The following is a 20,280-nucleotide window of genomic DNA, read 5'->3' as shown; positions in this document are numbered from 1 at the left end:
GCGATTTTGTGTTCACGCTGCACGCGTGTCAACCCTCGGCGTCAGACATTGGGTAGCCCCTGCTGCCTTCGTTCCCCATGGCTGATCGGTCCGGGCCCGGGGGTGGGCCTGTCAGCGCCTGCTGAAGTCGGCTCCAGGCGCCCGGATTTGGCGCTCCGCGTCCGACGTCCTCAGCCCGCTGCTGACCGGCCTCCGTCACGAGAACGGACCGCCTGCGTTCATCGGGAAGGCTGCCGCCTGGAGGTGACATCCAGAGCCCGTTCGGCGTCACCAGGTGCGACCCGCCTCGAGGATGAGGTCGCGGACCCGGGTGACGTCGGGGTTGCCGGGCCTGCCGGGGCGCTGGACGAGGTAGCCGGTGTTGATGGGCGGGTCGTCTGGTTCGTGCAGGGGCACCAGGGCGCCGGAGGCGAGTTCGTCCTGGCACAGGAAGCGGGGCAGGACGGTGAAACCCGCTCCCGCGGCGACCGTGGCGAGTACGCCGCGCAGGTCGGGCACGGTGACGGCAGCGGGGCAGGACAGCCGGGTGCCGAAGACGTGCCGCCAGTAGCGGCGGGCGATGGGCAGGTCCTCGGCGTAGGTGACCAGGGGGACGGCGTGCAGCGCGGCCGGGCCGTCGGCGGCCAGCCGTTCCCTCAGGCGGTCGGCCCAGGCGGGCGCGGCGACCAGGACGAACTCCTCGTCCATCAACGGCACGGCGGCCAGCGCCCTCCCGCGCGGCCGGACGGTGGAGATCACCAGGTCATAGCGTCCGGAGCGCAACTCCTCCAGGAGCGGGTCGGTCAGGCCCATGGTCACGCGCAGCCGTACGCCGTCGGCGGCCAGCGGGGCGAGCGTCGGCAGGACCCGGGTGCACAGCAGCTCGGCAGGCCCTGCCAGATGGACGGGGGTGGCCGGCTCGTCTGGTGCGGTGTCGTGCCCGGCGACGGCGGCGAGTGCGTCGAGGGGCGCGGCCACGCGGGCCGCGAGGTCGTGGGCGACGGGTGTCGGGGCGACGCCGCGGGGCAGGCGCTGGAACAGCTCGCGGCCCGTCTGCCGTTCCAGGGCGCGAATCTGGGTGGTCACCGTGGGCTGGGACAGGCCCAGCAGTCCCGCGGCGGCGGTGAAGGAACCACAGCGGTACACAGCCAGGAAGGTGCGCAGCAGGTTCAGGTCCCGTGGGGGTGCCGCAGCGGACTGCCGCACCCCGATCGGGCCATCGGGATCCCTATGTCTCACGTAGGAACCCTATCCGCTTCCTATGGCGAGGGGGCTGTGGCGGAATCCGAGGCCTTACGCCCGGAACGCGGCCGGGCGCTTGGGGGACGCCTCGGCCAGGGCCTTCGTCACCGCGTCGACGCCGCCGCGCAGGCCGTAGACGGGGGTGCCGGGCTGCTGGCGCCAGGAGTCGTCGATGCCGCCGGCGTCCACGGTGTCGAAGCCGAGCTCGTCGATGAGATCGCGGACGATCCTCTTGGCGGCCTCGTCGTCGCCCGCGACCGGCAGCGCCATCCGCTCGGGGTCGTCCTTCGGGCGTGGCTTGTCGAGGATGTCCTGGGCGTAGGTGCCGTTGAACGCCTTGATCACCGGGTGACCGAGGTGCTGCTGGGGCCAGCGGCTCTCGGTGAGCCCATCGTCCTCGATGGCGGCGATCCTCCCGTCGCGCTCCTTGGGGTAGTAGTTGCCGGTGTCGATCACGGCGAAGCCTTCGGCGGCCCCGTCGAACAGACCGGGCGGAAGGTCGGGGATGTTCTTGAGCGGGATGGTGACCACGACGGCCTCGGCGCCGCGGGCCGCTTCGGTCACGGCTGCCGGGGTGGCGCCGGTCTCCTCGGCCAGCGCGGTCAGGGTGTGCGGGCCGCGGGAGTTGGCGACGGAGACGTCGTGCCCGAGGGCGGTCAGCCGCCGGGTGAGGTTGCCGCCGATGGCGCCGGCGCCGATGATGCCGATCTTCATGGGGAGTCTCCTGGGGTATCGAGGTCAGTGGCCGACGGTGTTCAGCGGAGCAGGTCGTGGCGGTGCCGACGGAGCCGGGAGGCTGTTGGCCGGTTGCCGCACGATGCTGCTGGGTGTTGTGCCGTTGAAGTTGAGGCCGGTGAGGGCGACCAGGGCGATGAGAGCGAAGGCCAGGGCACCGAGGGCGAAGACGACGCTGTACTGCGTCTCGGCCGGCAGCGCAGGGGTTCCGGGCGGGTGATGGGGCAGGGTGTTGGCGGCCAGCAGGGTGGCGATGACGGCCGAGCCTGCGGAGCTGCCGACCGAACGGGCGATGGAGTTGATGCTGTTGGCGATGCCGCTCTGGTGGGCGGGCACGCCCTGGGCGATGAGGGCGGGCAGGGCGGCGAAGCCGAAGCTGACGGCGATGCCGGTAAGGACGCCCGCGCCGGCGACGGATGGGGTGCTGCCGTGGGCGAGGGCAAGCCAGGCGAAACCGGCGACGCCCGAGGCGGCGCCGGCAGCCAGGGTCACGCGGGCGCCGATGCGGCGTACCAGGGTGCCGCCCAGCTGCGCGGCGATCAGTGAGGCGAGGGTGCTGGGCAGCAGGTATGTGGTCGCGGCGCCCAGCACGGAGGCCGAGAAGCCGTAGCCGGCCAGTTCCCTGGGGGTCCGGGCCAGGAAGGCGATGCCGATGAACTGGGTGAACATGCCGAAGCCGAGCAGCACACCGGCGATGTTGGTGAACAGCACCGGCCGGAACACGAACATGGTCATGTCCACCATGGGCTCGCTGACGTGTCGCTCGACGACCACCCAGAGCGTGCCCAGGACGGCCGCGGCGGCGAACAGGATCACGGTGCGAGGGGAGGTCCAGCCCCAGGTGTTGCCCTGCGAGACGGGCAGCAGGAACAGGACGAGGGTGGCCGCCAGGGTGACCGCGCCGGCCCAGTCGGTGCGTCCGCCGATGGTCTCGCGGGAGGGCGGGACGGCGGCGATGACGCCTACGAGAGCGATCAGGGACAGGGCGGTGGCCATCCAGAAGACGCGGTGGTAGTCGGGATCGGTGCCCTGGGTGAGCAGTCCCGCGCCGACCAGGGCGAGCCCGGCTCCCACCGCGAGGGTGCCACTGATCAGGCCCATGGCGCCGGACAGTCGGCGGGGCTCCAGTTCATCGCGCAGCACCGACAGGGCCAGGGGGAAGATCGCGGTGGAGGCGCCCTGCATCGCCCGGGCGGTCAGCAGCAGGGGCAGGGAGCTGGTGGTGGCTCCAAGGACGGAGCCGGCCACGGTGACAAGCAGGATGCCGATGAGGACGGGGCGCTTGCCGCGCATGTCCCCGAGCCGCCCCAGCAGCGGGGTGAAGACGGCTGCGGACAGCAGGGTGGCGGTGGTCAGCCAGCCGGCGGTGGAGGTGGTCAGGGACAACTCGTCCCGGATGATGGCCAGGATGGGCACGGCCAGGGTCTGCATCATGGCCACGACGGTGGCCGCGAGACCGAGGATGCAAACGAGCCCGTATCCGGCGCCGGCAGGCGCGGTCAGGACACGGCGCTGGGACGACATGGGGGCGCCTTTCGAGAAGAGGCATCCGGCGGCACGGGGTGATGGGGGACGTACGTCCAGGCGTGCCTTGTGGTGGCTGAACCGGCTGGAAACGGGCACGGGTCAGCGCCACAGAGCGAAACGACGGGGGAACGGGAGAACGGACGACCCGGGGCGCGTGGTCAGCGGGTCGCGACCGGGGCGCCCAGCAGGCCGGACACAAGCGCGTCGGTCGCGGGCCCCAGCAGCAGCCTGCCGTCGCCCACCGACTCCAGCCCGATCACCAGGGCGATCGCGACATCTGCCGCCTTGCCGGGCTCGATACCGCCCATGGTGCCGGCCTTGGTGAACAGGCCGATCAGCAGGCGACGCAGGTCCGCGGTGAAGGCGGTGCAGATCCCCCCGAACAACCGGGCCTTTTCGTCCAGGAGTTCGGCGGTGTGCGGGGAGTCCCCGGCGAGCTGAAGGGCCAAGTCGAGCTTGGCGGCCAGGACGCCCCGGACGCGCTCGGCGTACGGGGCGTCCTCGGCGGCCGCCGCCTGCCGGGCCTGCTCCAGTGCCTGGGTGTGCAGGCGGTGGGCGAGTTGCCGGAAGGCGTCGTCCTTGCTGCGGACGTACTGGTAGACCGCTGACCGGGACACGCCCATGGTCGTGGCGATGTCGTCCATGGTGGTGCGCCGCACGCCGTACCGGGTCAGACAGTCGTAGGTGGCGTCCAGGACTTCATCCAGCCGGTCAGTGCTCATGGCTCAGGCCAGCTTCTCGAGCAGCTCCGCGGCGACGGCGGCGGAGGATGCCGGGTTCTGACCGGTGACCAGGTTGCGGTCGACGACCACGTGGGGAGCCCACGGCTCGCCCGGCCGAACCTGCACGCCCACCTCCGTCAGGCGGGTCTCCAGCAGCCACTTCGCCTTGTCGGCGAAGCCGGCCTGGGCTTCCTCGGAGTTGGTGAACGCAGCCACCTGGTAGCCCGCGAAGGCGTTGGACCCGTCGCTCTTCACGGCCGCGAGCAGGGCGGCCGGGGCGTGGCAGACCACACCCAGCGGCTTACCCGCCTCCAGGGTGTCGATGAGCAGCTTGCCGGAGGTGGCATCGACGGCGAGGTCCTCCATCGGGCCGTGACCGCCGGGGTAGAAGACGACGGCGTAGTCGTCGAGGTCCACGTCCTCGAGCTTGATCGGGTTCTGCAGCTCGGTCATCGCTGCGAGCGCGCTCGCGACCTTGTCGGCGTTCTCCTGGCCGCCGTTGACCTCGGCGGCGAGGCTGGCCTTGTCCACCGTGGGGACGATGCCGCCCGGGGTGGCTACGACGATCTCGTGGCCCGCGGCCCTGAACGCCTTGTACGGGGCGACGGCCTCCTCGGCCCAGAAGCCGGTCGGGTGCTTGGTGCCATCAGCCAGCGTCCAGTGGTCGACGCCGGTTATCACGAAAAGGATCTTCGACATGGTGTTTCTCCGAGGGTACGGGCCCCGGCTGGCCGGGGCCCGGAGGGGCGGGTTGCGTATCGCGCGCTCTGAGGTGCTTCGTCCGCTGACACTCTGCGATCACTGACACTGTGGGTGCAGATCGTCAGAGCGGCGATGTCCTCGACAGTAGGCCGCAGTCCCATAGGTTTCCAATGAGGAACCCGATGTCTGGCATTGGAAAACGAATGACTCTTGGGGAATAGCTCCAGCTGCGTTCGAGTCCCACTCATGGGCGTGCGATAGGTTGCCCGCCATGACCGGACTCGGACCTGTCGCCTGGCCACCAGCCCCGTTAAGGACCGAACGGCTCGTGCTGCGCGAGTCCGAGGCCCGGGACCGTGCGGCGTTCATCGAGCTGTTCGCATCGCCGGAGGTGGGCACCTACATCGGTGGCTCTCGACCGCGGGATGAGCTCGAACGCGCGGTGCCCGATGTGCCCGGGCGGCGCCCTGGCCTGTTCGTGATCGATCTCGACGGAGCGATGATCGGCATGGTCACGCTCGACCGGCGCGATGCGGAGCGCCCGGGTCATGTCCGTCCGGATGCCGGGGAGGCCGAGCTCGGTTACCTGCTCCTGCCTCAGGCGTGGGGACGCGGGTACGCCGCCGAGGCGTGCGCGGCGGCACTCGACTGGTTCGCCGACGCCCTTCCCGGCGAGCCGGTGGTGCTCTGCACCCAGACCGCCAACGACCGCGCGATGCGCCTCGCGGCGAAGCTGGGGTTCACCGAGGTGGAGCGGTTCGAGGAGTACGGCGCCGAGCAGTGGTTCGGCGTGTGGTCCTCGGTCACGCCGTCCGGTTGAGCCGGGCCTGGGTGCGCGGCTCACGGACCGAGGTGAAGGCTGTGGCGAGCTGGTCGAGCAGGGGCGCTGCGCAAGGGTGGGGGTCGCGGCGTGGTGTGATCGTGTAGATGCCGCGGGTCGGGGGATCGACGAGGGCCACGGTGGTGACGTCGGTCCGCAGGGCGCACGTCAGCACGCCGGGTATCAGCGCGATGGCGTGGCCGGTCGCGACCAGGGCCAGCTTGCCGAGCAGATCGGCCGCGGAGAGGTCGATGCGGGCGCTGACTCCGGCGCGGGCGGCGTGCTGGCGCAGGAGAGCCGCCGAGCCGTCGTTGTCCTCGACCCAGGTCTGGTCGGCCAGCGTCTGTATGCGCACCGGGTCTCGCCCGGCCTGCGGATGGCCGACGGGCAGTGCGACGACCATGTCGTCCAGCCCGAGGAACCGTCGTTCGAGCCGCGGGTCGTGGGGCAGCCCTGGTGGTGCGTCGGTGACGACAGCGATGTCGAGATCGCCGGCGATCACGCGGTTGTGCAGTTGTGCGCTCAGGCCCGGCAGCAGGCTCCACGGGACGGATCCGGTTTGCTTCAGCAGGTCCCGGACGGCCTCGGGGACGATTCCCGCGGCCAGAGAGGGTGTGGCACCGACGGCCAGCGGCCGATCGAGCGCGCCGTCGCGAGCGTCTCGTGCGGCGCGGACGGCACGGTCGGCCTCGTTGAGCGTGGCCAGGGCGTGGCGCCGGAACACCTCGCCGGCAGGTGTCGGACGCACACCGCGCGCATGGCGCTCCATCAGAAGCACGCCGAGTTGCCGCTCCAGTCCGGCGATCTGCCGGGAGACGGCCGACTGCGTGTGATTGAGCTCGGCGGCCGCCGCCGACAGCGACCCGAGCCGGCACACGGTCACGAAGGTCCGCCACACCGTCAACTCCATGACGCCAGTATGCCCATGCGGTATGCGCATCCCGCAGGGCCGGTCTGCGAGATCTGCGCTTGTCGCAGCCATCGCGGTGCCTCACGCTGGCGTGCATGACCACACCGCACACGATCGCCGTCCTCGGCTTGGGGCGCATGGGCGACGCGATCGCGACCCGACTGGCTGCCCAGGGCTGGGACGTCGTCGGCTGGACACGCTCCGGGCGCACCTCAGGAGCCGTCAGGACGACGGGCGTTCCGAACGACGCCGTGGCCAAGGCCGACCTCGTGCTCCTGGCGTTGTTCGACGGTCCGGCCTGCCGGCAGGTCCTCGACGACGTTCGTGACTCGCTGAGGGCGGACACGGTCGTGCTGAACACCAGCACCATCGCCCCCGCCGAGGCGTCACAGCTGGCCAGGCGACTGGGCCCCACCTACGTCCACGCGCCCGTGCTCGGCTCCGTGCCGGCTGCCGCCGGCGGCGCCCTGCAGATTCTCGCCGCCGCCGAACAGGACACGCTCGACCGGGTCCGACCGGTCCTGGAAACGCTGGGCACCGTGCGGCGCGTCGACGACGCCTCCACCGCCGCCGCACTCAAGCTGATCGCCAACAACAGCCTCGCCGGCGCCGTCCTCGCCCTGCGCGACTCACTGCGACAAGCCGACGCCCTCGGCCTGCCCCGCGCCCAGGCGCTGGACGTCCTCGAACTCGGCCCGCTCGGCGGGCTCGTGGCCCGCAAACGCCCCTTCCTCACCGGCCAGGCGGGTGCCGACACGGCCGAATTCACGATCGGCGCGCTGGCCAAGGACATGGCTCTGCTGGCCGCCGCGTCGGACACGCCCCTGCGCAGCGCGGCCAATGTGGCTGACACCCCTGCCGACCCTGAGGCCGACATCGCCGTCGCCGCCATGGTCCCCGCCGTGGACGACGCCGTGCTCGAACCGCTCCGCGCCTACATCCGCGGGCACGCCACCGGCGATCCCGCCCACTTCCGCGACGCGTTCCTGCCCACCGCCCACATCGAGGGAATCCGGGACGGCGCATTCGTCTCGTGGCCCCTGGAGGAGTACTGCGCTCTCTTCCACGGCCGTCCGGCCCCGGACGAACCGACCCGCTCCCGCCGCGTCGACGCCATCGACGTCCACGGCACCGTCGCGACCGCGACCATGACGCTCTCGCACGGCGCGGACACGTTCACCGACGTCTTCCTGCTCGTCCGCGTCGACGACGGCTGGCGCATCGCCAACAAGGCTTATCACCGAGGTGTCAGCGCAGCAGGAGCTGCACGATCGCGATGATGCCGACGGCGACGATGACGGCGCGCAGGGCGGTGGGCCTGAGGCGGCGGCCGACCTTGGCGCCGATCTGCCCGCCTAGGGCGGAGCCGACGGCGATGAGCAGGACCGCCGTCCAGTCGAACTCGGCGACGAAGAGGAAGAAGCAGGCGGCGACGCCGTTGACGACGGCTCCGAGGATGTTCTTGACGGCGTTGACGCGCTGCAGGTCCTCGTCGAGGAACAGGCCCATCAGGGAGAGGTACAGGACCCCTTGGGCGGCGCCGAAGTAGCCGCCGTACCCGCTCGCGAGGAGCAGTCCTACCAGGAGGAAGGGGCCGCCGTGCGGGCGGCCGGCGGTGCCTTTGTTCGCGCGGCGGCGCTGTAGGGCTTTGGCGAGGCGTGGCTGGAGCAGTACGAGCACGAGCGCCAGAGCGATCAGTACGGGGACGATCGTGTCGAAGGCCTCGGAGGGCAGGGCGAGGAGCAGGACGGCTCCGCCGAGTCCGCCGACGAGCGCGGTGAGACCGAGGACGAGTGCGCGGCGGCTCTGTCCGCGGAGTTCGGCGCGGTAGCCGATGGCTCCGCTGATGGAGCCGGGGACGAGACCGAGGGCGTTGCAGACGTTGGCTGTGATCGGCGGCAGCCCGGTGGCAAGCAGTACCGGGAAGGTGATCAGGGTGCCGGAACCGACGATGGTGTTGATCGTGCCCGCGCCGATGCCGGCTGCGAGAACGGCCAGTGCTTCCCAGATGGACAACGCCATCTCCTTACATGATCAATGTGTCGCCTCCCCGCCGCGCGGCGGTCGAGGGGCTCGCACTGATCATGCATGATCAAGGGCTCGCCGCGATGCGCCTGCTCAGTTCCTCGGCCGACAGGCTGCCCGGCTCCCGGCTCCGGCCCACGCTCTCCCGGGCGGCGTGCTGCAGGGCCGCGTTCACCGGGGTGGGCACGCCGTGCTCCCGGCCGAGCAGCACGATCTCCCCGTTGAGGTAGTCCGTCTCGATCGATCCCGCGCCCCGCGCCAGGCTCTGCCAGGACGAGCCGCGCGTGCGCTCGCCGGCGATCGGCTGCGGGTCGACCGTCCCGCTGCGCAGCTCGGTGATCTCGGCCTCGCTCGCGTAGGCGATGCCCGCGGCGTCGAGGGCCGCGGCACCCTCGGCCTTCGCCCGGGCGACCAGGTCCTGCGCGGTGGCGTCGGAGACGGAGCCGCACACGGCCTCGACGACGTTGGCGAGGTTGCCGAGGAGCTTGCCGTACTTCCAGCGCATCACGTCCGCCACCACCGGAGCCAGGAAGCGGGACTTCTCCAGGTCGTCCGCGATCCGCCGGGCGGTGTCGTCCGGGCCCGTCCCGTACCGGCCGATGACCAGAGCGCCGGTGTACGGGCCGCAGGGCGCGACGACCTCACCCGGGTCCAGGTGGGTGCAGGGCAGGACGACGCACACGCCGTACACCTCACGGAAGCGGCGCAGTGCCAGGCGCTCGTTCTCCACGCCGTTCTGGGCGCACACCACAGGCAGGCGTTCGCCCGCCGTGCCGCCGCCCGCCACCGGCCGCGCGGCCCATGCGTCCAGGGCGGCCACGCTGTCCTGCGTCTTGACGGCGAGTACGAGCACATCGTCCTCGCGCAGTTCGACGTCCTCGGGCCGTGCCACGACGGGCACGTCGAGGGTGAGCGTGCCGGTGGGGACCTTCAGCCGCAGCCCGCTGTCGCGCAGCGCCCCTAAGTGCGCGCCGCGGGCGACCAGGACGACGGACCGGCCGCTCTCGTGCAGCCGCCCCCCGATCGAACCGCCGACTGCCCCGGACCCGATGATGATGTAGCGCATTCCGCTCCCCGGCTCTCCGCTTCAGGTGTCGTGCCGAGCATCCCGCGGGCACCGGCGGAAACCAAGTGGCGTCGGCTGGTGCCCTGTTGCTTGGATTCCCGGTGTGACTTCTGCCTTCGAGGACGTACCCCCCACCACCCTCGCCGATCTGCTGGGCCGTGAGCAGGTCATGGACACCGGCATCCGTCCGTTGTGGAACTCGCCCCGCATCGCGGGTCCCGCGTACACCGTGCGGTGCGTGCCCGGCGACAACCTGATGCTGCACGCCGCGATCTACCGCGCCGAGCCCGGCTCGGTCATCGTCGTGGAGTCGGGCGACGTGGACTACGCGCTGGCCGGCGGCAACGTGTGCGCCGTCGCCCAGCGCCGGGGTGTCGCGGCCTTCGTGGTCGACGGTGTCATCCGCGACCTCGGGGAGGTGCGCGAGGCGGGCTTTCCCGTCTTCTCGCGCGGTGTCATCCCGATCCCAGGAACCAAGGAGAAGGCCGGCGCGCTCGGTGAGCCGGCCCGTGTCGGCGGCGTGCTCGTGCACCCCGGCGACATCGTCGTCGCCGACGAGGAGGGCATCGTCGTCACTCCCGCCGCCCGCCGGGAGGAGATCCTCGCCGCTGCCCGGGCGAAACTGGCCAAGGAGGCCGAGGAGTCCCTCGACGCCTGGGAGGCGAACCACCGTGCCCGCATCGAGAAGGCGCTGAGCGAGCAGGGCTTCACCGGCTGACCGGACCTCCCGGGGTGCCCGTCGGAGCGGTGCCGTGGCGGCGTTGGCGGTGGGTGTACGTGGTGATCGCCTGCCACAGGTGGCGGCGGTCGGTGTCGGGCCAGAGCTCCGGGGTGAAGTGCAGCTCGGCGTAGGCGGTGTGCCAGGGCAGGAAGTTGGAGGTGCGCTGCTCGTTGCCGGTGCGCCAGAGCAGGTCGACGTCCGGCATGTCCGGATGGGGCAGGTGCCGCGCGAAGTCCTCCTCGCCGATCAGGTCGGGGTCGAGATGGCCGGCCCGGGCCCGGCGGGCGAGGGCGGCGGCGGTGCGGGTGAGCTCGTCGCGGCCGCCGTAGTCGATGCACATCGTCAGCGTCAGGCCGGTGCGGGTGCGGGTGCCGCGCTCCCGCCGGTCGAGGAGGTCGGACAGGTCGGGCGGCAGGCGGCCGGTGCGGCCGTGCCAGCGCAGCCGGACGTCGAGGTCGCGGAAGGGGTTGTCGACGACCTCGCGGCGCACGAGGTCGAGGATCGCGTCGACCTCCTCGGGGTCGCGGTGCCAGTTCTCGGTGGAGAAGGTGTAGAGCGTCAGGTGCCGCAGGCCGATGTCCAGGGCGCCGTGCACCACCTCGCGGACGGCGGCGGCGCCGGCCCGGTGTCCTTCGTGCCGGGACAGGCCGCGCTGCTGGGCCCAGCGGCCGTTGCCGTCCATGATCACGGCGACGTGGGCGGGGAGCCGGTCCGGCGGGATGTCCGGGGGCCGGTGGCCGTCGGGGTGCGGAGGGGGGGCGGAAGGTCCGGGTGCGTGCCGTCCGGTCGGCCGGGGGCGGGCTGCCGTGCCCGGCGGGCCGTGCGGGCGGCACCGTCAGCGGGGTCAAGCTCCAGGCCAGGGCGGCGCGGGCCCGGGCCGGGACGAGGACGCGGGCCCGGGCGTGGAGCGCGGGCCGGGGCGGGCGCCGCAGGAGGGCCGGGCCGGCCGAGCCGATCGCGTCGAGCTGGGCGCGCAGCAGGGCGGCCATGGTGTGCAGGACGGTGGCGGGCCCGGGGTGCATGCCGCGGTCGAGGCCGTCCTGGGTCACCCACTGGCGGGCCAGGCCGGTCAGCTGCGTGACCAGGGCGGCGACGGCGGGGCTCCAGCGCCGCTGCGCCAGGTCGTCCGCGGCCCCGGGGTAGGGCTTCAGGGCCTCGTCGGGCAGGAGGAGGTCGCCCTGGGCGAGGTCGGCGGACAGGTCGGTGAGGATGTCCGTGAGCCGCACGCCGTCCAGGAACTCCTCGTAGGTCTCCCTGGCGTCCAGACGCAGTGCCACGGGGACGCCGGCCCGGTCGAAGAGGGTGCGGACCTGGCCGAACCAGGGCAGCAGATTGTCCCGGCCCCAGGTGCGCCACGCGGCCCAGTCGGCGAAGTGTCTGCCGTGGGTGTCGTCCTGGACCTGGACCATGGCGCCGTGCAGCTCGGACAGGTCCAGGCGCCAGCGGGCCGCGGTGTCGACCAGGGCGTGGCGGATCGGGTCCGGGCTCGTGCCGGTGGGCAGTTCGCGGTGCAGGGCGGTGATCCACTCCTCGACCCGGGCGGCCCGTCCGGCGGCGGGCACCGTGCGGTCGTCGCCCAGGTCGTCGAGCGCGTTGGCCGCCGCCCACAGGGCCCAGCAGGCCGGGCGCAGCGCCGCGGGCACCAGCTGGATCAGCGCGTACTCCGCCGGGTCCTGCTCCCTGGTCCGGCGCCGGCACAGCCCGTAGGCCGCCCGCAGCGCCGGATCGTCGCCGATCACCGCGCGCGCGGAGGGCGCTCGTCGGGTGTTCGCGGGAGGTGCATCGCTCACAGCGAGGACGGTACGTCAGGTTGCGCGGTGGCCCGTGCATGCGGGCCGGGGCCGCGTCGGAACACCTCCTGGGAGTCGGTGTCGTCCTCCTCGGAACCGGAGCGGCCGTGTGCCGCGCTCCGGCCGTGGCCGGCCGAGTACCCCCGTGGGCCCCGGAGCACCGTGGCCGGGGCGAGCGGACCCGGGCCCGGTGGCGGATCAGGGCCCGTCGAGCGCAGGCTCTCCACGAGGACGGCATGGGCGCGGCAGCCGTCGGCAGGGTGCCGCTCAGCGGGCTGAGGCCCGGCCGATGGCGTACGGGGCCGACGGCGAGGGGGCGGATTCCCGGGCTCGGTCTCAGGTTCGGCGGCGGCGGGTGAGGGCTTGCTGCAGGGCCTCGCGGAGGGCGGGGGACGGGCGGGGGCCGTCGGGTTTCGCGCTGGCCGTCACGGCGGCGGCCACGTCGCGGAGCTTGGTGTTGGAGAGCTGGGACGTCTCGCGCAGGACGTGCCAGGCCTCGTCGGACGTGCAGCCGTGGGTGGCCATGAGGATGCCCCGGGCCTGGTCGATGACCGGGCGGGAGGCGATGGCCTGGCGGAGCTGCTCGACCTCCTCCTCGAGGACGTGCAGGCGCTCCGCGCGTTCCACTGCGACCGCGGAGGAGGCCGGGGCCGACGGCTGGGCGGGCTCCGGGTCGGGGTGGGGCGCGGCGCGCAGGGGGTCGGTCGTGTCCAGGCCCGCCAGTTCCAGGATCCGGCGCGGCTGGCCGTTCCAGTTCGTGGTCGTGACCGTCGCAAAACGCCGACGGGCGAAGTCGCCCAGCACGTCGAGGAACTGCAGACCCGCCGTGTCCATGAAGTGCACGCCCCCCATGTCCAGGTCCACCCGCGTGATCGTGGGCGGCAGCTCGGCCAGGGTCCTGGTCAGTGTTTCCGCGCAGCCGTGAACCAGCTCACCACACGGGGTGAGCTCGGCCCGGTCCGCGCTCACGCGGCCACTGATGACCAGTGTGTTCAGCCCTCCTGTGCGATGTGGTGATGCCGCTGACGTCATGTCACCGCCCTCTCGGAGCTCTTCGGTCGTGTTCCTCCTCGCCGGAACTGCTCGACGTCACGCGCCCCCGTCGACGTCGATGTGAGGTGCGCCTGCCCGCCGTACGGCGTACTACACACCACAGCGGGGAATGAGCTTCGCCCGGACGGGTACGAGCGCTGTGGTCCACCAGCGTGGGGAGAGGGGCTTGAACACTCAGTATCGGGTGCCGGCCGCCGGCGCCTGCGGTCCCGTGCCGGGCCTGGCGGTGTTCCCGCTGTCCGGCCGGCAGGGTGTCCGGGCGGCGGGCGAGGTCGTCCTGACGACACGTGCGATCTGGGAAGGCGTACTGGAGCAGGCCGTTCGCGAGGATGAGGACGTGTACTACCTGGAGTTGTCCGACGTGACGTTCGTCGACGTCGCGGGCGCGGGCGCGCTCGCGGCCGCCGCCGGGCAGCTCGGGGACGGCCGGCGGTTCGTGGTGCGTCGGCCGCCGCCGGCCCTGCGGCGGACGCTGGAGCTGCTGTGGCCCGACCACGCCGGGATCGAGGTATCGGTGTCATGACCGCTGTCGAGGCCGAACCCTTCGGCCCCCTGGAACCCTTCGTCCACCCCGCGCTCTTCTACCGCGACGAGGACGAGTACCTCGGCGTCACCGTGCCCTTCGTGCGCGAGGGCCTGGCGGCCGGCGACCCCGTGGCCGTCGCGGTGCCCGGCAAGAACCTCGCGCTGATCCGGGACGCGCTGGGCGAGGCCGCCGAGGCGGTGCGGCTCCTGGACATGTGCGAGGCCGGCCGCAACCCCGGGCGGATCATTCCCGGCGTGCTACGCGCGTTCGCCGACGCCCAGCCGCCCGGACGCCGGGTGCGGATCATCGGCGAGCCCATCTGGGCCGGGCGCTCCGACACCGAGTACCCCGCCTGCGTCCAGCACGAGGCGCTCATCAACGCCGCCTTCCGGGGCCGTACGGCGACCATCCTGTGTCCGTACGACATCGAGCAGCTCCCCGAGCGCGTCCTCGCCGACGCCCACGCCACCCACCCGACCGTCATCCCCTCCGGCTCCCGGCTGGAGCAGGGCAGCGACGCGTACGCCCCCGGGGACGTCGTCGCCCGCTACAACGAGGCGCTGCCGGCCGTGCCGAACGCGCTGACGTTCTCCTTCGACTCCGGCTCGCTCTCCCAGGCCCGGCACGTGGCCGCCGGGGAGGGCGCGCGGCTCGGACTCACCGGCGTCAAGCTGGACGACCTGGCCCTCGCCGTGGCCGAGCTCACCACCAACAGCGTGGTGCACGGCGGCGGCTGCGGGATGCTGCGGGTGTGGACCGAGGACGGGTACGTGGTGTGCGAGGTGCGCGACGAAGGCCGGCTCGCGGATCTTCTGGCCGGGCGCCGGCCCGTGCCCCGCGACCAGCGCGGCGGACGCGGGCTGCTGCTGGTGAACCTCATCGCCGACCTGGTGCGGGTGCACAGGGGAGACGACGGGACGACCGTGCGCTGCTGGTTCGCCCGCTGAGACCCGCTGAGACCCGCTGAGGGCCTCGCCCCGCCGGTCGCTCAGGATCCCAGCGGATCCAGCGCCAGCGGTTCGATCCTGCCCTCCAGCATCGCGCCGAGGCCCTGCACGGCGCACACGTCCGGCCGCTCGGCGATGTGCACGGGCATGCCGGTCGCCTGGCGCAGCATCTGGTCCAGGCCCGGCAGCAGCGCACTGCCGCCGACCATCATGATCCCCCGGTCGGCGAGGTCGGCGACCAGGTCGGGAGGGCAGGAGCGCAGCACCTTGCCGATGCCGTCCAGGACCGCGGTGAGCGGCGTCTGGATGGCGTCCCGCACGGCGGCGGTGTCGACCTGGACGGAGCGGGCCAGGCCGGTGGCGACGTCCCGCCCGTGGATCTCCGTCGAGGCCGGGCCCTGCGAGGTGAGGCCATTGCCGGACAGGGCGAGCTGCAACGGCCGTACCGACTGGCTGGGCAGGATCAGCTCGTGCTCGTGCCGCAGGTGCTGCACGATCGCGTGGTCGACGGCCTCGCCGCCCACCGGGATGCGCTCGGCGGTGACGATCGAGCCGAGGGACAGCACCGCCACCTGCGTCGCCGCGGCACCGCACACCATGATCATCGTGGCCTCGGGCTGCTCCACGGGCAGTCCGCAGCCGACGGCGGCGGCGATCAGCGTGTCGACCAGCTCCACGCGGCGGGACCCGAGTCCGACCAGCGTCTCGATGGCGGCGCGCTGGGCGAGCGGGTCGGCGTCGTGCGGGATGCAGGCCGCGGCGCGCAGGATCGGCTTGCGGCGCAGGCTGCGGCGCATCTTGTCGCCGAGCAGGTGCCGCAGCATGCGCTGCGCCATCTCGATGTCGACGACGGTGCCGCCGGAGACCGGATGCACCACCCGGATGTAGTCCGGTGTGCGGCCCGTCATCTTCTCCGCGAGCTCGCCGACCGCGATCAGCGCGCCGGTGCGCGTGTTCACGGCGGCGGCGGACGGCTGGTCGACGACGAGCCCGGCGCCCTTGACGTAGACGCGTGTGCGGGCCGCCCCGAGATCGACGGCGAAGTGGCAGCGGCGCAACTGCTCCAGACTGGCGGTCATGGCAGGTCCTCCCGAGAGCACAGACCGTGGGAGGCCGCCAGGTGGCGGGCCTCGCAGACGTGGGACCGCCGGGCGGCGGGCCTCCCTCGCATCGTGCGCGGGACGGACCGGGGGCGCCTTTCGGAGGGGGCCGGGCGGGGTGCCGCCGAACGGGGGGTCCGACCTCACCGGGCCTGGAGAGAGCGCGCGGCCTCCAGGAGCGGTGCCAGCGACGTGACGGTGGTCTCGCAGCCCGCCTCGTCGAGCTGCCGGGCGGCGGTGGTGTTGCGGGCGAGGCCGATGAAGCGCACTCCGGCCTGCTGGGCGGCGGTGAGTTCGGCGACCGTGGAGCCGATCAGTACGCCGGTCGCGGCGGCGCCGCCCGAGGAGTGCATCGCGCGCAGGAGGCAGTCGGGGTGCGGGGTCAGCAGGGCGAGGTCCTTGCCGCGGGCGTGGATGCCGGCCAGGGGGAGGCCGTAGGGCTCGAGGTAGCGGTGTACGGCCGGTGCGCTGACGTCCGTGACCACGCTGACGCGGCGGCCGGAGTCGTGCAGGGCCCGGACCAGCGGCACGGAGTTGTGGGTCGTCGGCGCGTCGGGGACCGCGCGCAGTTCGATCGCGTCGAGACGGTCGCGGAGCAGGGGGCCGAGCCGGTCCTGGGCGAAGGCCCGCAGGACGTCGAGCGGATGCACGAACGTCTCCTGTGCCGCGGCGGCGGCCAGGGGCCGGCCGGTCAGGGCGTCCTGCGGGTCGCGGTGCTCGGTGACGAGGGCGAGCAGGTCGAGCGCGGCCACGCGGGCGGCGGTCGCCGAGAACAGGCGGGCCATGGGGCCGTCGAAGCCGAGCAGGACGGTCTCGGCCTCGCCGAGCAGACCGGTCAGCGGACGTGCCGAGGGGGCCGGCACCCGCGGCACGCCGGGCAGGGCCGTCCCCTCGGGGGCCAGCTGCACCGACGCCGCCACCGACAGCCCCGGCACCGGCCACCTGCGCAGCCCGGCGTTGACCGCGCGCTGCGCCGCGCCCGCCCGGCGCAGCGGATGGCGGCGGGTGATACGGGCCGCCTCCTCCAGCAGATGGCCGAGCAGCGGCTCGGACACCCGGGTGACCTCGGCGCGCACGAAGGCGACGGGGTCGTCCACGTGCCAGGACAGCTCGACCGCGGCGGCGAAGGCGCCCTTGCCGGAGCTCGGCAGGGAGACCCGGTGGTGGGACTGGTGCGTGGTGAGGTCCACCTCGTAGTACGTCACGAGCCGCGGCGGCCGGTCGCCGTGCGGCTGGGCGGGGTTGAGGAGGGTGAGCGGGCCGTCGGGCTGCGTGTGGACGACGGCCGTGCGGCCCGGGGCCGGTATCCCGAGCCGGCGCAGGTCGTGTGTGATGAAGGGGCCCCGGACCAGGTCGCGGGCCTCGGGTTCGGGGGCGGCCGTGGACGGGGACAGCGGGCAGTACCAGGCGACGGGCGGGGTGTCCGTGGCGCCGCCCCGGTAGAGGGGCTGGAAGCGCTGCGGCCCCTGTGCCGCCGAGCTGCCGGCGAACTGCTCGTAGACGCCCGGGGAGACGACCACCTGGATGTCGGCGGGCACGTGCGGTGCCTTGGGCGGCGGGGTGGGCCGGTCCCAGAACGTCACGGTCAGACGCGGCGGGTCCACCAGCCCGGTGAGCACCTCGGGCAGCCCGCGCAGGACCGCGACCAGCACGGGGAGCACATAGGTGCCGGGTTCGGTGTGGACGACGTAGCCGTTGCCGCGGACCCGGACGTCGAACTGGGAGGCGGTGAGGGCGCCGCGGGAAAGCATCTCGTGCACCGCGTACTCGAGGGTGATGCGCGCCTCGGGGTGGCCGGTGAGGTCGTCGGCCTCGAAGAGGATCGTGGGGCGGGCACGGTGGCCGAGCCGTCGTACCGTCTCCTCGCTCACCGTCGCGAACGTCGTGCCTGAGTCGTCGCGTTCGCCCGTCGTCTCGGCGCGGAACTCGCCGGCCGCGAGGCCCGCCCGTTCGTCGATCAGGCCCCCGACCTGTTCGAGGAACTCGCGGGTGCGGCTGCGGGTCGTGCGGGGGAGGGAGCGCAGGAGCAACTCCCGTACGCCGGGGCGGAACTCGTAGGAGCCGGGTGGGCCGGGGACGGAGGTGAGCATGCCGCTGAGGATCACCTCGGCCAGGTGCTGGGGGCGCGGGTCGCGGTCCACGGTGCGCTGGACCAGGCGCATCACCGGGACCGAGGGGACCGCCAGGGCGAGGTGCCCGGCGAGGCGGAAGGCCTCCGGGGACGCGGTCGCGCGGAAGCGCAGGACCAAGTCCTCAGGGGAGGACGAGGCGATGTCGGGGGTCGGTTCGGCGGGCGGTGCCGGGGAAGGCGGCAGCCAGGCCGCCGCGCCGGGGGTGCGGGTGCCGCCCGGGTCGGCGACCAGGGCCGCCCAGTGGGCGAGCCAAGGGGCGCCCGGTTCCAGAACCGGAATGGGGAGGGCCTGGTCGGGGGGTGGTGCGGCTTCGTAGGGGGTGAAGGCGAGTGTCGCCGAGGGGGCCGCCGTGGACGGGGAGGCGAGCAGACCCGGCTCGGCGGGGAGCGCGGTGGTGGACCAGAGGTGTTCCGGGAGGGGCTGGACCACGGCGAGCGGCAGGTGGCGGGCCCAGTGGCGCAGGGTGCGGTACCAGCGGTCGCCCGCCTCGCCCGGACGCCACTGCGGGCCCATGCAGTCGCTGATCACGAGGGTGACGGTGCGGCCGTCGTCGAGGACGGGGACGTGGCGGGCCCGGCCGTCCGGGGTCGCCGGGTGCAGGGTGACCGTACGGAAGATGCCCGACTGGGCGAGCGCGGTGTGCAGTTCGCGCACCAGGGGGCGCCAGACCGGCATGGTGGGGCCGGTGTCGTGCACGAGGTTCAGGCGCAGCCAGCGGTCGGGGGCCGGGCGCAGGACCGGGAACCACACGTCGGGGTGGGCGCCGAGCCGGGCGATGCGGTCGGCCGTCGCCCGCTCGTCCAGGACCCGGACGTGCGGGGAGGGCACCTTGCGCTTCAGCGGGCGCAGGGCGCGCTGGAGCGCGAGGGGGTGGGGCAGCATCGCGGGCGCGGGGGCGAGGAGGGGGGACCCGCCACCGCCCGGGGAGTCGTGCCGGTGGTGCGGGGAGCGTGCGGCGGGCAGGGCCAGCGGGACGCGGTCGGGGGTGTGGGGGACCGACTCCGGCTCCGGTTGTGGGGGCACGGGGGCGGGGGTTTCCGCCTCCGCGGGGGCGCTTCCCTCGTGTGCGGACGGGGTGTCGCCCTCGCCCGGCTCCCCCGACGGCTCCTCTTCCGGCCGGTCCGGCTCCAACTGGGCGGCCAGCCACAGCAGTTCGGCCAGCTCCCGCGGCGTCGGCGGCGCACCGGCCGCGGACAGGGCCGCGGCCAGCCGGGCGACCGGGGACGGCCCGGGGCCGTGGTCAGAAACCATCGCCGTCGGCCGTCGCGCTGAGGTACGGCATCAGCTGCTCGGCGAGGTCGTCGCGGGACTCGGCGTCGAGGCCCGCGACTCCCGTGAGATAGAGGGCGTTCAGCAGCTGGTCGGTGGCGAGTTCGCCGCCGCTCGCCCGCTCCAGGAAGCGGTTGATCAGCCGGTCCGCGTGACCGTCCGGCGTGTCGAGGTGGGCGCGGACGATGTCGGTGAGCTGGTCCCGGTCGGGGCGGCGCAGCTTCAGCCGGACGCAGCGGCGCAGGAAGGCGGGCGGGAACTCGCGTTCGCCGTTGCTGGTCAGCACGACGAACGGGAAGGCCCTGCAGCGCACCCGGCCGCGGTGGACGGTGACCGGGGTGTCCGTGCCGTCCGCGAGGACCTCGGCCGCGCCGTCGCCGAAGTGGCGGGCGGCACGGACGAGTTCCGGGATCTCGTACTGGCCCTCCTCCAGCACGTTCAGCAGGTCGTTCGGCAGGTCGAGGTCGCTCTTGTCGATCTCGTCGACGAGCAGGGCGCGGGGCCGGTCGTAGGGGAGCAGGGCCGTGCCGAGCGGGCCGAGGCGCAGGTGGTCCTCGACGTCACCGGCGGCACGGCCGGGCCCGTCCCGCCGCTCCCGGGCCGCGTACAGCCGGGACAGCGGGTCGTACTGGTAGAGGCCGTCGGCGAGGGTGCTGCGGCTGGTGATGTTCCAGCGCAGGACCGGGCCGAGGCGCAACTCGCGCGCCACCGCGTACGCGAGCGAGGACTTGCCGGTGCCGGGCGGGCCGGTGACGAGCAGGGGGCGGCGCAGGCAGAGCGCGGCGTTGACGAGCCGGACGCTCTCCGGGGTGGCCACGTAGGACTTCGCCCGGTGCACGCGGTCGGGCGAGACGGCCGTCGCGTCGTCGCTGTCGTGGGGCGGCGGCAGCGCGGGCCCGCCGTCGAAGGCACGCCAGGGCGGTGGGGCGGGGAGGTGGTCGATGCCGTCGTGCGGCTCGTTCCTGCCGGTGTAGACGGACCAGTGCGGCATGGGGGATGGTCTCCGCTCTCCGT

At 73.3% G+C, this 20,280-nt stretch carries 18 protein-coding genes and 1 pseudogene; 5 read left to right on the top strand and 14 right to left on the bottom strand.

What is annotated here, in order from left to right; genetic code table 11:
- Positions 1-267 precede the first annotated feature (267 nt).
- The 5 genes from PV963_RS14455 to PV963_RS14435 form a co-directional block, all read right to left on the bottom strand.
- Entirely contained in the window at positions 268-1,218 is a 951-nt protein-coding gene (locus PV963_RS14455; protein WP_274816097.1) for a LysR family transcriptional regulator, read from the bottom strand.
- 54 nt (positions 1,219-1,272) lie between these two features.
- Entirely contained in the window at positions 1,273-1,935 is a 663-nt protein-coding gene (locus tag PV963_RS14450) for an NADPH-dependent F420 reductase (protein WP_274816096.1), read from the bottom strand.
- A gap of 24 nt (positions 1,936-1,959) precedes the next feature.
- Positions 1,960-3,480, bottom strand: coding sequence for an MFS transporter (locus PV963_RS14445; protein WP_274816095.1), 1,521 nt, complete (start codon positions 3,478-3,480; stop codon positions 1,960-1,962).
- A gap of 161 nt (positions 3,481-3,641) precedes the next feature.
- Positions 3,642-4,205, bottom strand: a complete 564-nt coding sequence (locus PV963_RS14440) for a TetR/AcrR family transcriptional regulator (protein ID WP_274816094.1) — start codon at positions 4,203-4,205, stop codon at positions 3,642-3,644.
- Positions 4,206-4,208: 3 nt separating this feature from the next.
- On the bottom strand, positions 4,209-4,904 hold the full coding sequence (locus tag PV963_RS14435; RefSeq protein ID WP_274816093.1) for a type 1 glutamine amidotransferase domain-containing protein: 696 nt from the start codon (positions 4,902-4,904) through the stop codon (positions 4,209-4,211).
- A 274-nt stretch (positions 4,905-5,178) separates the two neighbouring features.
- Between PV963_RS14435 and PV963_RS14430 the strand changes: the two genes are divergently transcribed.
- Positions 5,179-5,727 carry a GNAT family N-acetyltransferase gene (locus PV963_RS14430; RefSeq protein ID WP_274816092.1) on the top strand — a complete coding sequence of 183 codons (549 nt, stop codon included), beginning with the start codon at positions 5,179-5,181 and terminating at the stop codon, positions 5,725-5,727.
- On the opposite strand, the gene PV963_RS14425 is transcribed toward PV963_RS14430, so the two are convergent.
- Entirely contained in the window at positions 5,711-6,637 is a 927-nt protein-coding gene (locus PV963_RS14425) for a LysR family transcriptional regulator (protein WP_274816091.1), read from the bottom strand. The genes PV963_RS14430 and PV963_RS14425 overlap by 17 nt on opposite strands.
- A gap of 95 nt (positions 6,638-6,732) precedes the next feature.
- Here PV963_RS14425 and PV963_RS14420 point away from each other — a divergent pair, with 95 nt between their 5' ends.
- Entirely contained in the window at positions 6,733-7,917 is a 1,185-nt protein-coding gene (locus PV963_RS14420) for a nuclear transport factor 2 family protein (RefSeq protein WP_274816090.1), read from the top strand.
- Here PV963_RS14420 and PV963_RS14415 read toward each other — a convergent pair.
- Both PV963_RS14415 and PV963_RS14410 read right to left on the bottom strand, forming a co-directional pair.
- Entirely contained in the window at positions 7,886-8,659 is a 774-nt protein-coding gene (locus tag PV963_RS14415; RefSeq protein WP_274816089.1) for a sulfite exporter TauE/SafE family protein, read from the bottom strand. The two genes, PV963_RS14420 and PV963_RS14415, sit on opposite strands and share 32 nt — an antisense overlap.
- A 70-nt stretch (positions 8,660-8,729) precedes the next feature.
- Complete coding sequence (locus PV963_RS14410; RefSeq protein WP_274816088.1) at positions 8,730-9,728, bottom strand: ketopantoate reductase family protein; 999 nt, start codon at positions 9,726-9,728, stop codon at positions 8,730-8,732.
- Between the two features lie 103 nt (positions 9,729-9,831).
- On the opposite strand from PV963_RS14410, the gene PV963_RS14405 reads away from it, so the two are divergent.
- Positions 9,832-10,446: an RraA family protein gene (locus PV963_RS14405; RefSeq protein WP_274816087.1), complete on the top strand. Its 615-nt coding sequence runs from the start codon at positions 9,832-9,834 to the stop codon at positions 10,444-10,446.
- On the opposite strand, the gene uppS is transcribed toward PV963_RS14405, so the two are convergent.
- The 3 genes and pseudogenes from uppS to PV963_RS14390 all read right to left on the bottom strand — a co-directional run bounded on the left by uppS (position 10,436) and on the right by PV963_RS14390 (position 13,271).
- A complete protein-coding gene (uppS, locus tag PV963_RS14400) occupies positions 10,436-11,131 on the bottom strand; it encodes a polyprenyl diphosphate synthase (RefSeq protein WP_274816086.1) in 696 nt (231 codons plus the stop codon). The genes PV963_RS14405 and uppS overlap by 11 nt on opposite strands.
- A 292-nt stretch (positions 11,132-11,423) precedes the next feature.
- Positions 11,424-12,092 (bottom strand): annotated as a pseudogene (locus PV963_RS43605) (squalene/phytoene synthase family protein); the annotation flags it as partial.
- Positions 12,093-12,575: 483 nt separating this feature from the next.
- On the bottom strand, positions 12,576-13,271 hold the full coding sequence (locus PV963_RS14390; protein ID WP_274816085.1) for an ANTAR domain-containing protein: 696 nt from the start codon (positions 13,269-13,271) through the stop codon (positions 12,576-12,578).
- 187 nt (positions 13,272-13,458) lie between these two features.
- Here PV963_RS14390 and PV963_RS14385 point away from each other — a divergent pair, with 187 nt between their 5' ends.
- Together PV963_RS14385 and PV963_RS14380 are read left to right on the top strand one after the other, a co-directional pair.
- Entirely contained in the window at positions 13,459-13,815 is a 357-nt protein-coding gene (locus PV963_RS14385) for an STAS domain-containing protein (RefSeq protein ID WP_274816084.1), read from the top strand.
- A complete protein-coding gene (locus PV963_RS14380; RefSeq protein WP_274816083.1) occupies positions 13,812-14,765 on the top strand; it encodes a sensor histidine kinase in 954 nt (317 codons plus the stop codon). Before PV963_RS14385 ends, PV963_RS14380 begins: the two co-directional genes overlap by 4 nt.
- A gap of 41 nt (positions 14,766-14,806) precedes the next feature.
- Here PV963_RS14380 and PV963_RS14375 read toward each other — a convergent pair whose 3' ends face one another.
- The 3 genes from PV963_RS14375 to PV963_RS14365 all read right to left on the bottom strand — a co-directional run bounded on the left by PV963_RS14375 (position 14,807) and on the right by PV963_RS14365 (position 20,257).
- Positions 14,807-15,844 (bottom strand): rod shape-determining protein, encoded by a 1,038-nt coding sequence (locus PV963_RS14375; protein WP_274816082.1) that lies wholly within the window; start codon positions 15,842-15,844, stop codon positions 14,807-14,809.
- A gap of 164 nt (positions 15,845-16,008) precedes the next feature.
- The gene (locus PV963_RS14370) at positions 16,009-19,248 is read right to left on the bottom strand and encodes an SAV_2336 N-terminal domain-related protein (protein WP_274816081.1); all 3,240 of its coding nucleotides are present in this window, start codon (positions 19,246-19,248) and stop codon (positions 16,009-16,011) included.
- Entirely contained in the window at positions 19,238-20,257 is a 1,020-nt protein-coding gene (locus PV963_RS14365; protein ID WP_274816080.1) for an AAA family ATPase, read from the bottom strand. The genes PV963_RS14370 and PV963_RS14365 overlap by 11 nt, the downstream gene beginning before the upstream one ends.
- Positions 20,258-20,280 lie beyond the last annotated feature (23 nt).

Source organism: Streptomyces coeruleorubidus, from assembly GCF_028885415.1.
Taxonomy (GTDB): Bacteria; Actinomycetota; Actinomycetes; order Streptomycetales; family Streptomycetaceae; genus Streptomyces; species Streptomyces coeruleorubidus_A.
The sequence above is the reverse complement of the archived record's forward strand: the minus strand, read 5'-3'. Positions and strand labels throughout refer to the sequence as shown.

Coding starts and splice junctions, on each gene's coding strand:
- PV963_RS14430 (WP_274816092.1), top strand. CDS start 5,179: ATGACCGGACTCGGACCTGTCGCCTGGCCACCAGCCCCGTTAAGGACC.
- PV963_RS14435 (WP_274816093.1), bottom strand. CDS start 4,904: ATGTCGAAGATCCTTTTCGTGATAACCGGCGTCGACCACTGGACGCTG.
- PV963_RS14440 (WP_274816094.1), bottom strand. CDS start 4,205: ATGAGCACTGACCGGCTGGATGAAGTCCTGGACGCCACCTACGACTGT.
- PV963_RS14375 (WP_274816082.1), bottom strand. CDS start 15,844: ATGACCGCCAGTCTGGAGCAGTTGCGCCGCTGCCACTTCGCCGTCGAT.
- PV963_RS14425 (WP_274816091.1), bottom strand. CDS start 6,637: ATGGAGTTGACGGTGTGGCGGACCTTCGTGACCGTGTGCCGGCTCGGG.
- PV963_RS14410 (WP_274816088.1), bottom strand. CDS start 9,728: ATGCGCTACATCATCATCGGGTCCGGGGCAGTCGGCGGTTCGATCGGG.
- uppS (WP_274816086.1), bottom strand. CDS start 11,131: ATGGACGGCAACGGCCGCTGGGCCCAGCAGCGCGGCCTGTCCCGGCAC.
- PV963_RS14415 (WP_274816089.1), bottom strand. CDS start 8,659: ATGGCGTTGTCCATCTGGGAAGCACTGGCCGTTCTCGCAGCCGGCATC.
- PV963_RS14365 (WP_274816080.1), bottom strand. CDS start 20,257: ATGCCGCACTGGTCCGTCTACACCGGCAGGAACGAGCCGCACGACGGC.
- PV963_RS14380 (WP_274816083.1), top strand. CDS start 13,812: ATGACCGCTGTCGAGGCCGAACCCTTCGGCCCCCTGGAACCCTTCGTC.
- PV963_RS14420 (WP_274816090.1), top strand. CDS start 6,733: ATGACCACACCGCACACGATCGCCGTCCTCGGCTTGGGGCGCATGGGC.
- PV963_RS14370 (WP_274816081.1), bottom strand. CDS start 19,248: ATGGTTTCTGACCACGGCCCCGGGCCGTCCCCGGTCGCCCGGCTGGCC.
- PV963_RS14390 (WP_274816085.1), bottom strand. CDS start 13,271: ATGACGTCAGCGGCATCACCACATCGCACAGGAGGGCTGAACACACTG.
- PV963_RS14450 (WP_274816096.1), bottom strand. CDS start 1,935: ATGAAGATCGGCATCATCGGCGCCGGCGCCATCGGCGGCAACCTCACC.
- PV963_RS14445 (WP_274816095.1), bottom strand. CDS start 3,480: ATGTCGTCCCAGCGCCGTGTCCTGACCGCGCCTGCCGGCGCCGGATAC.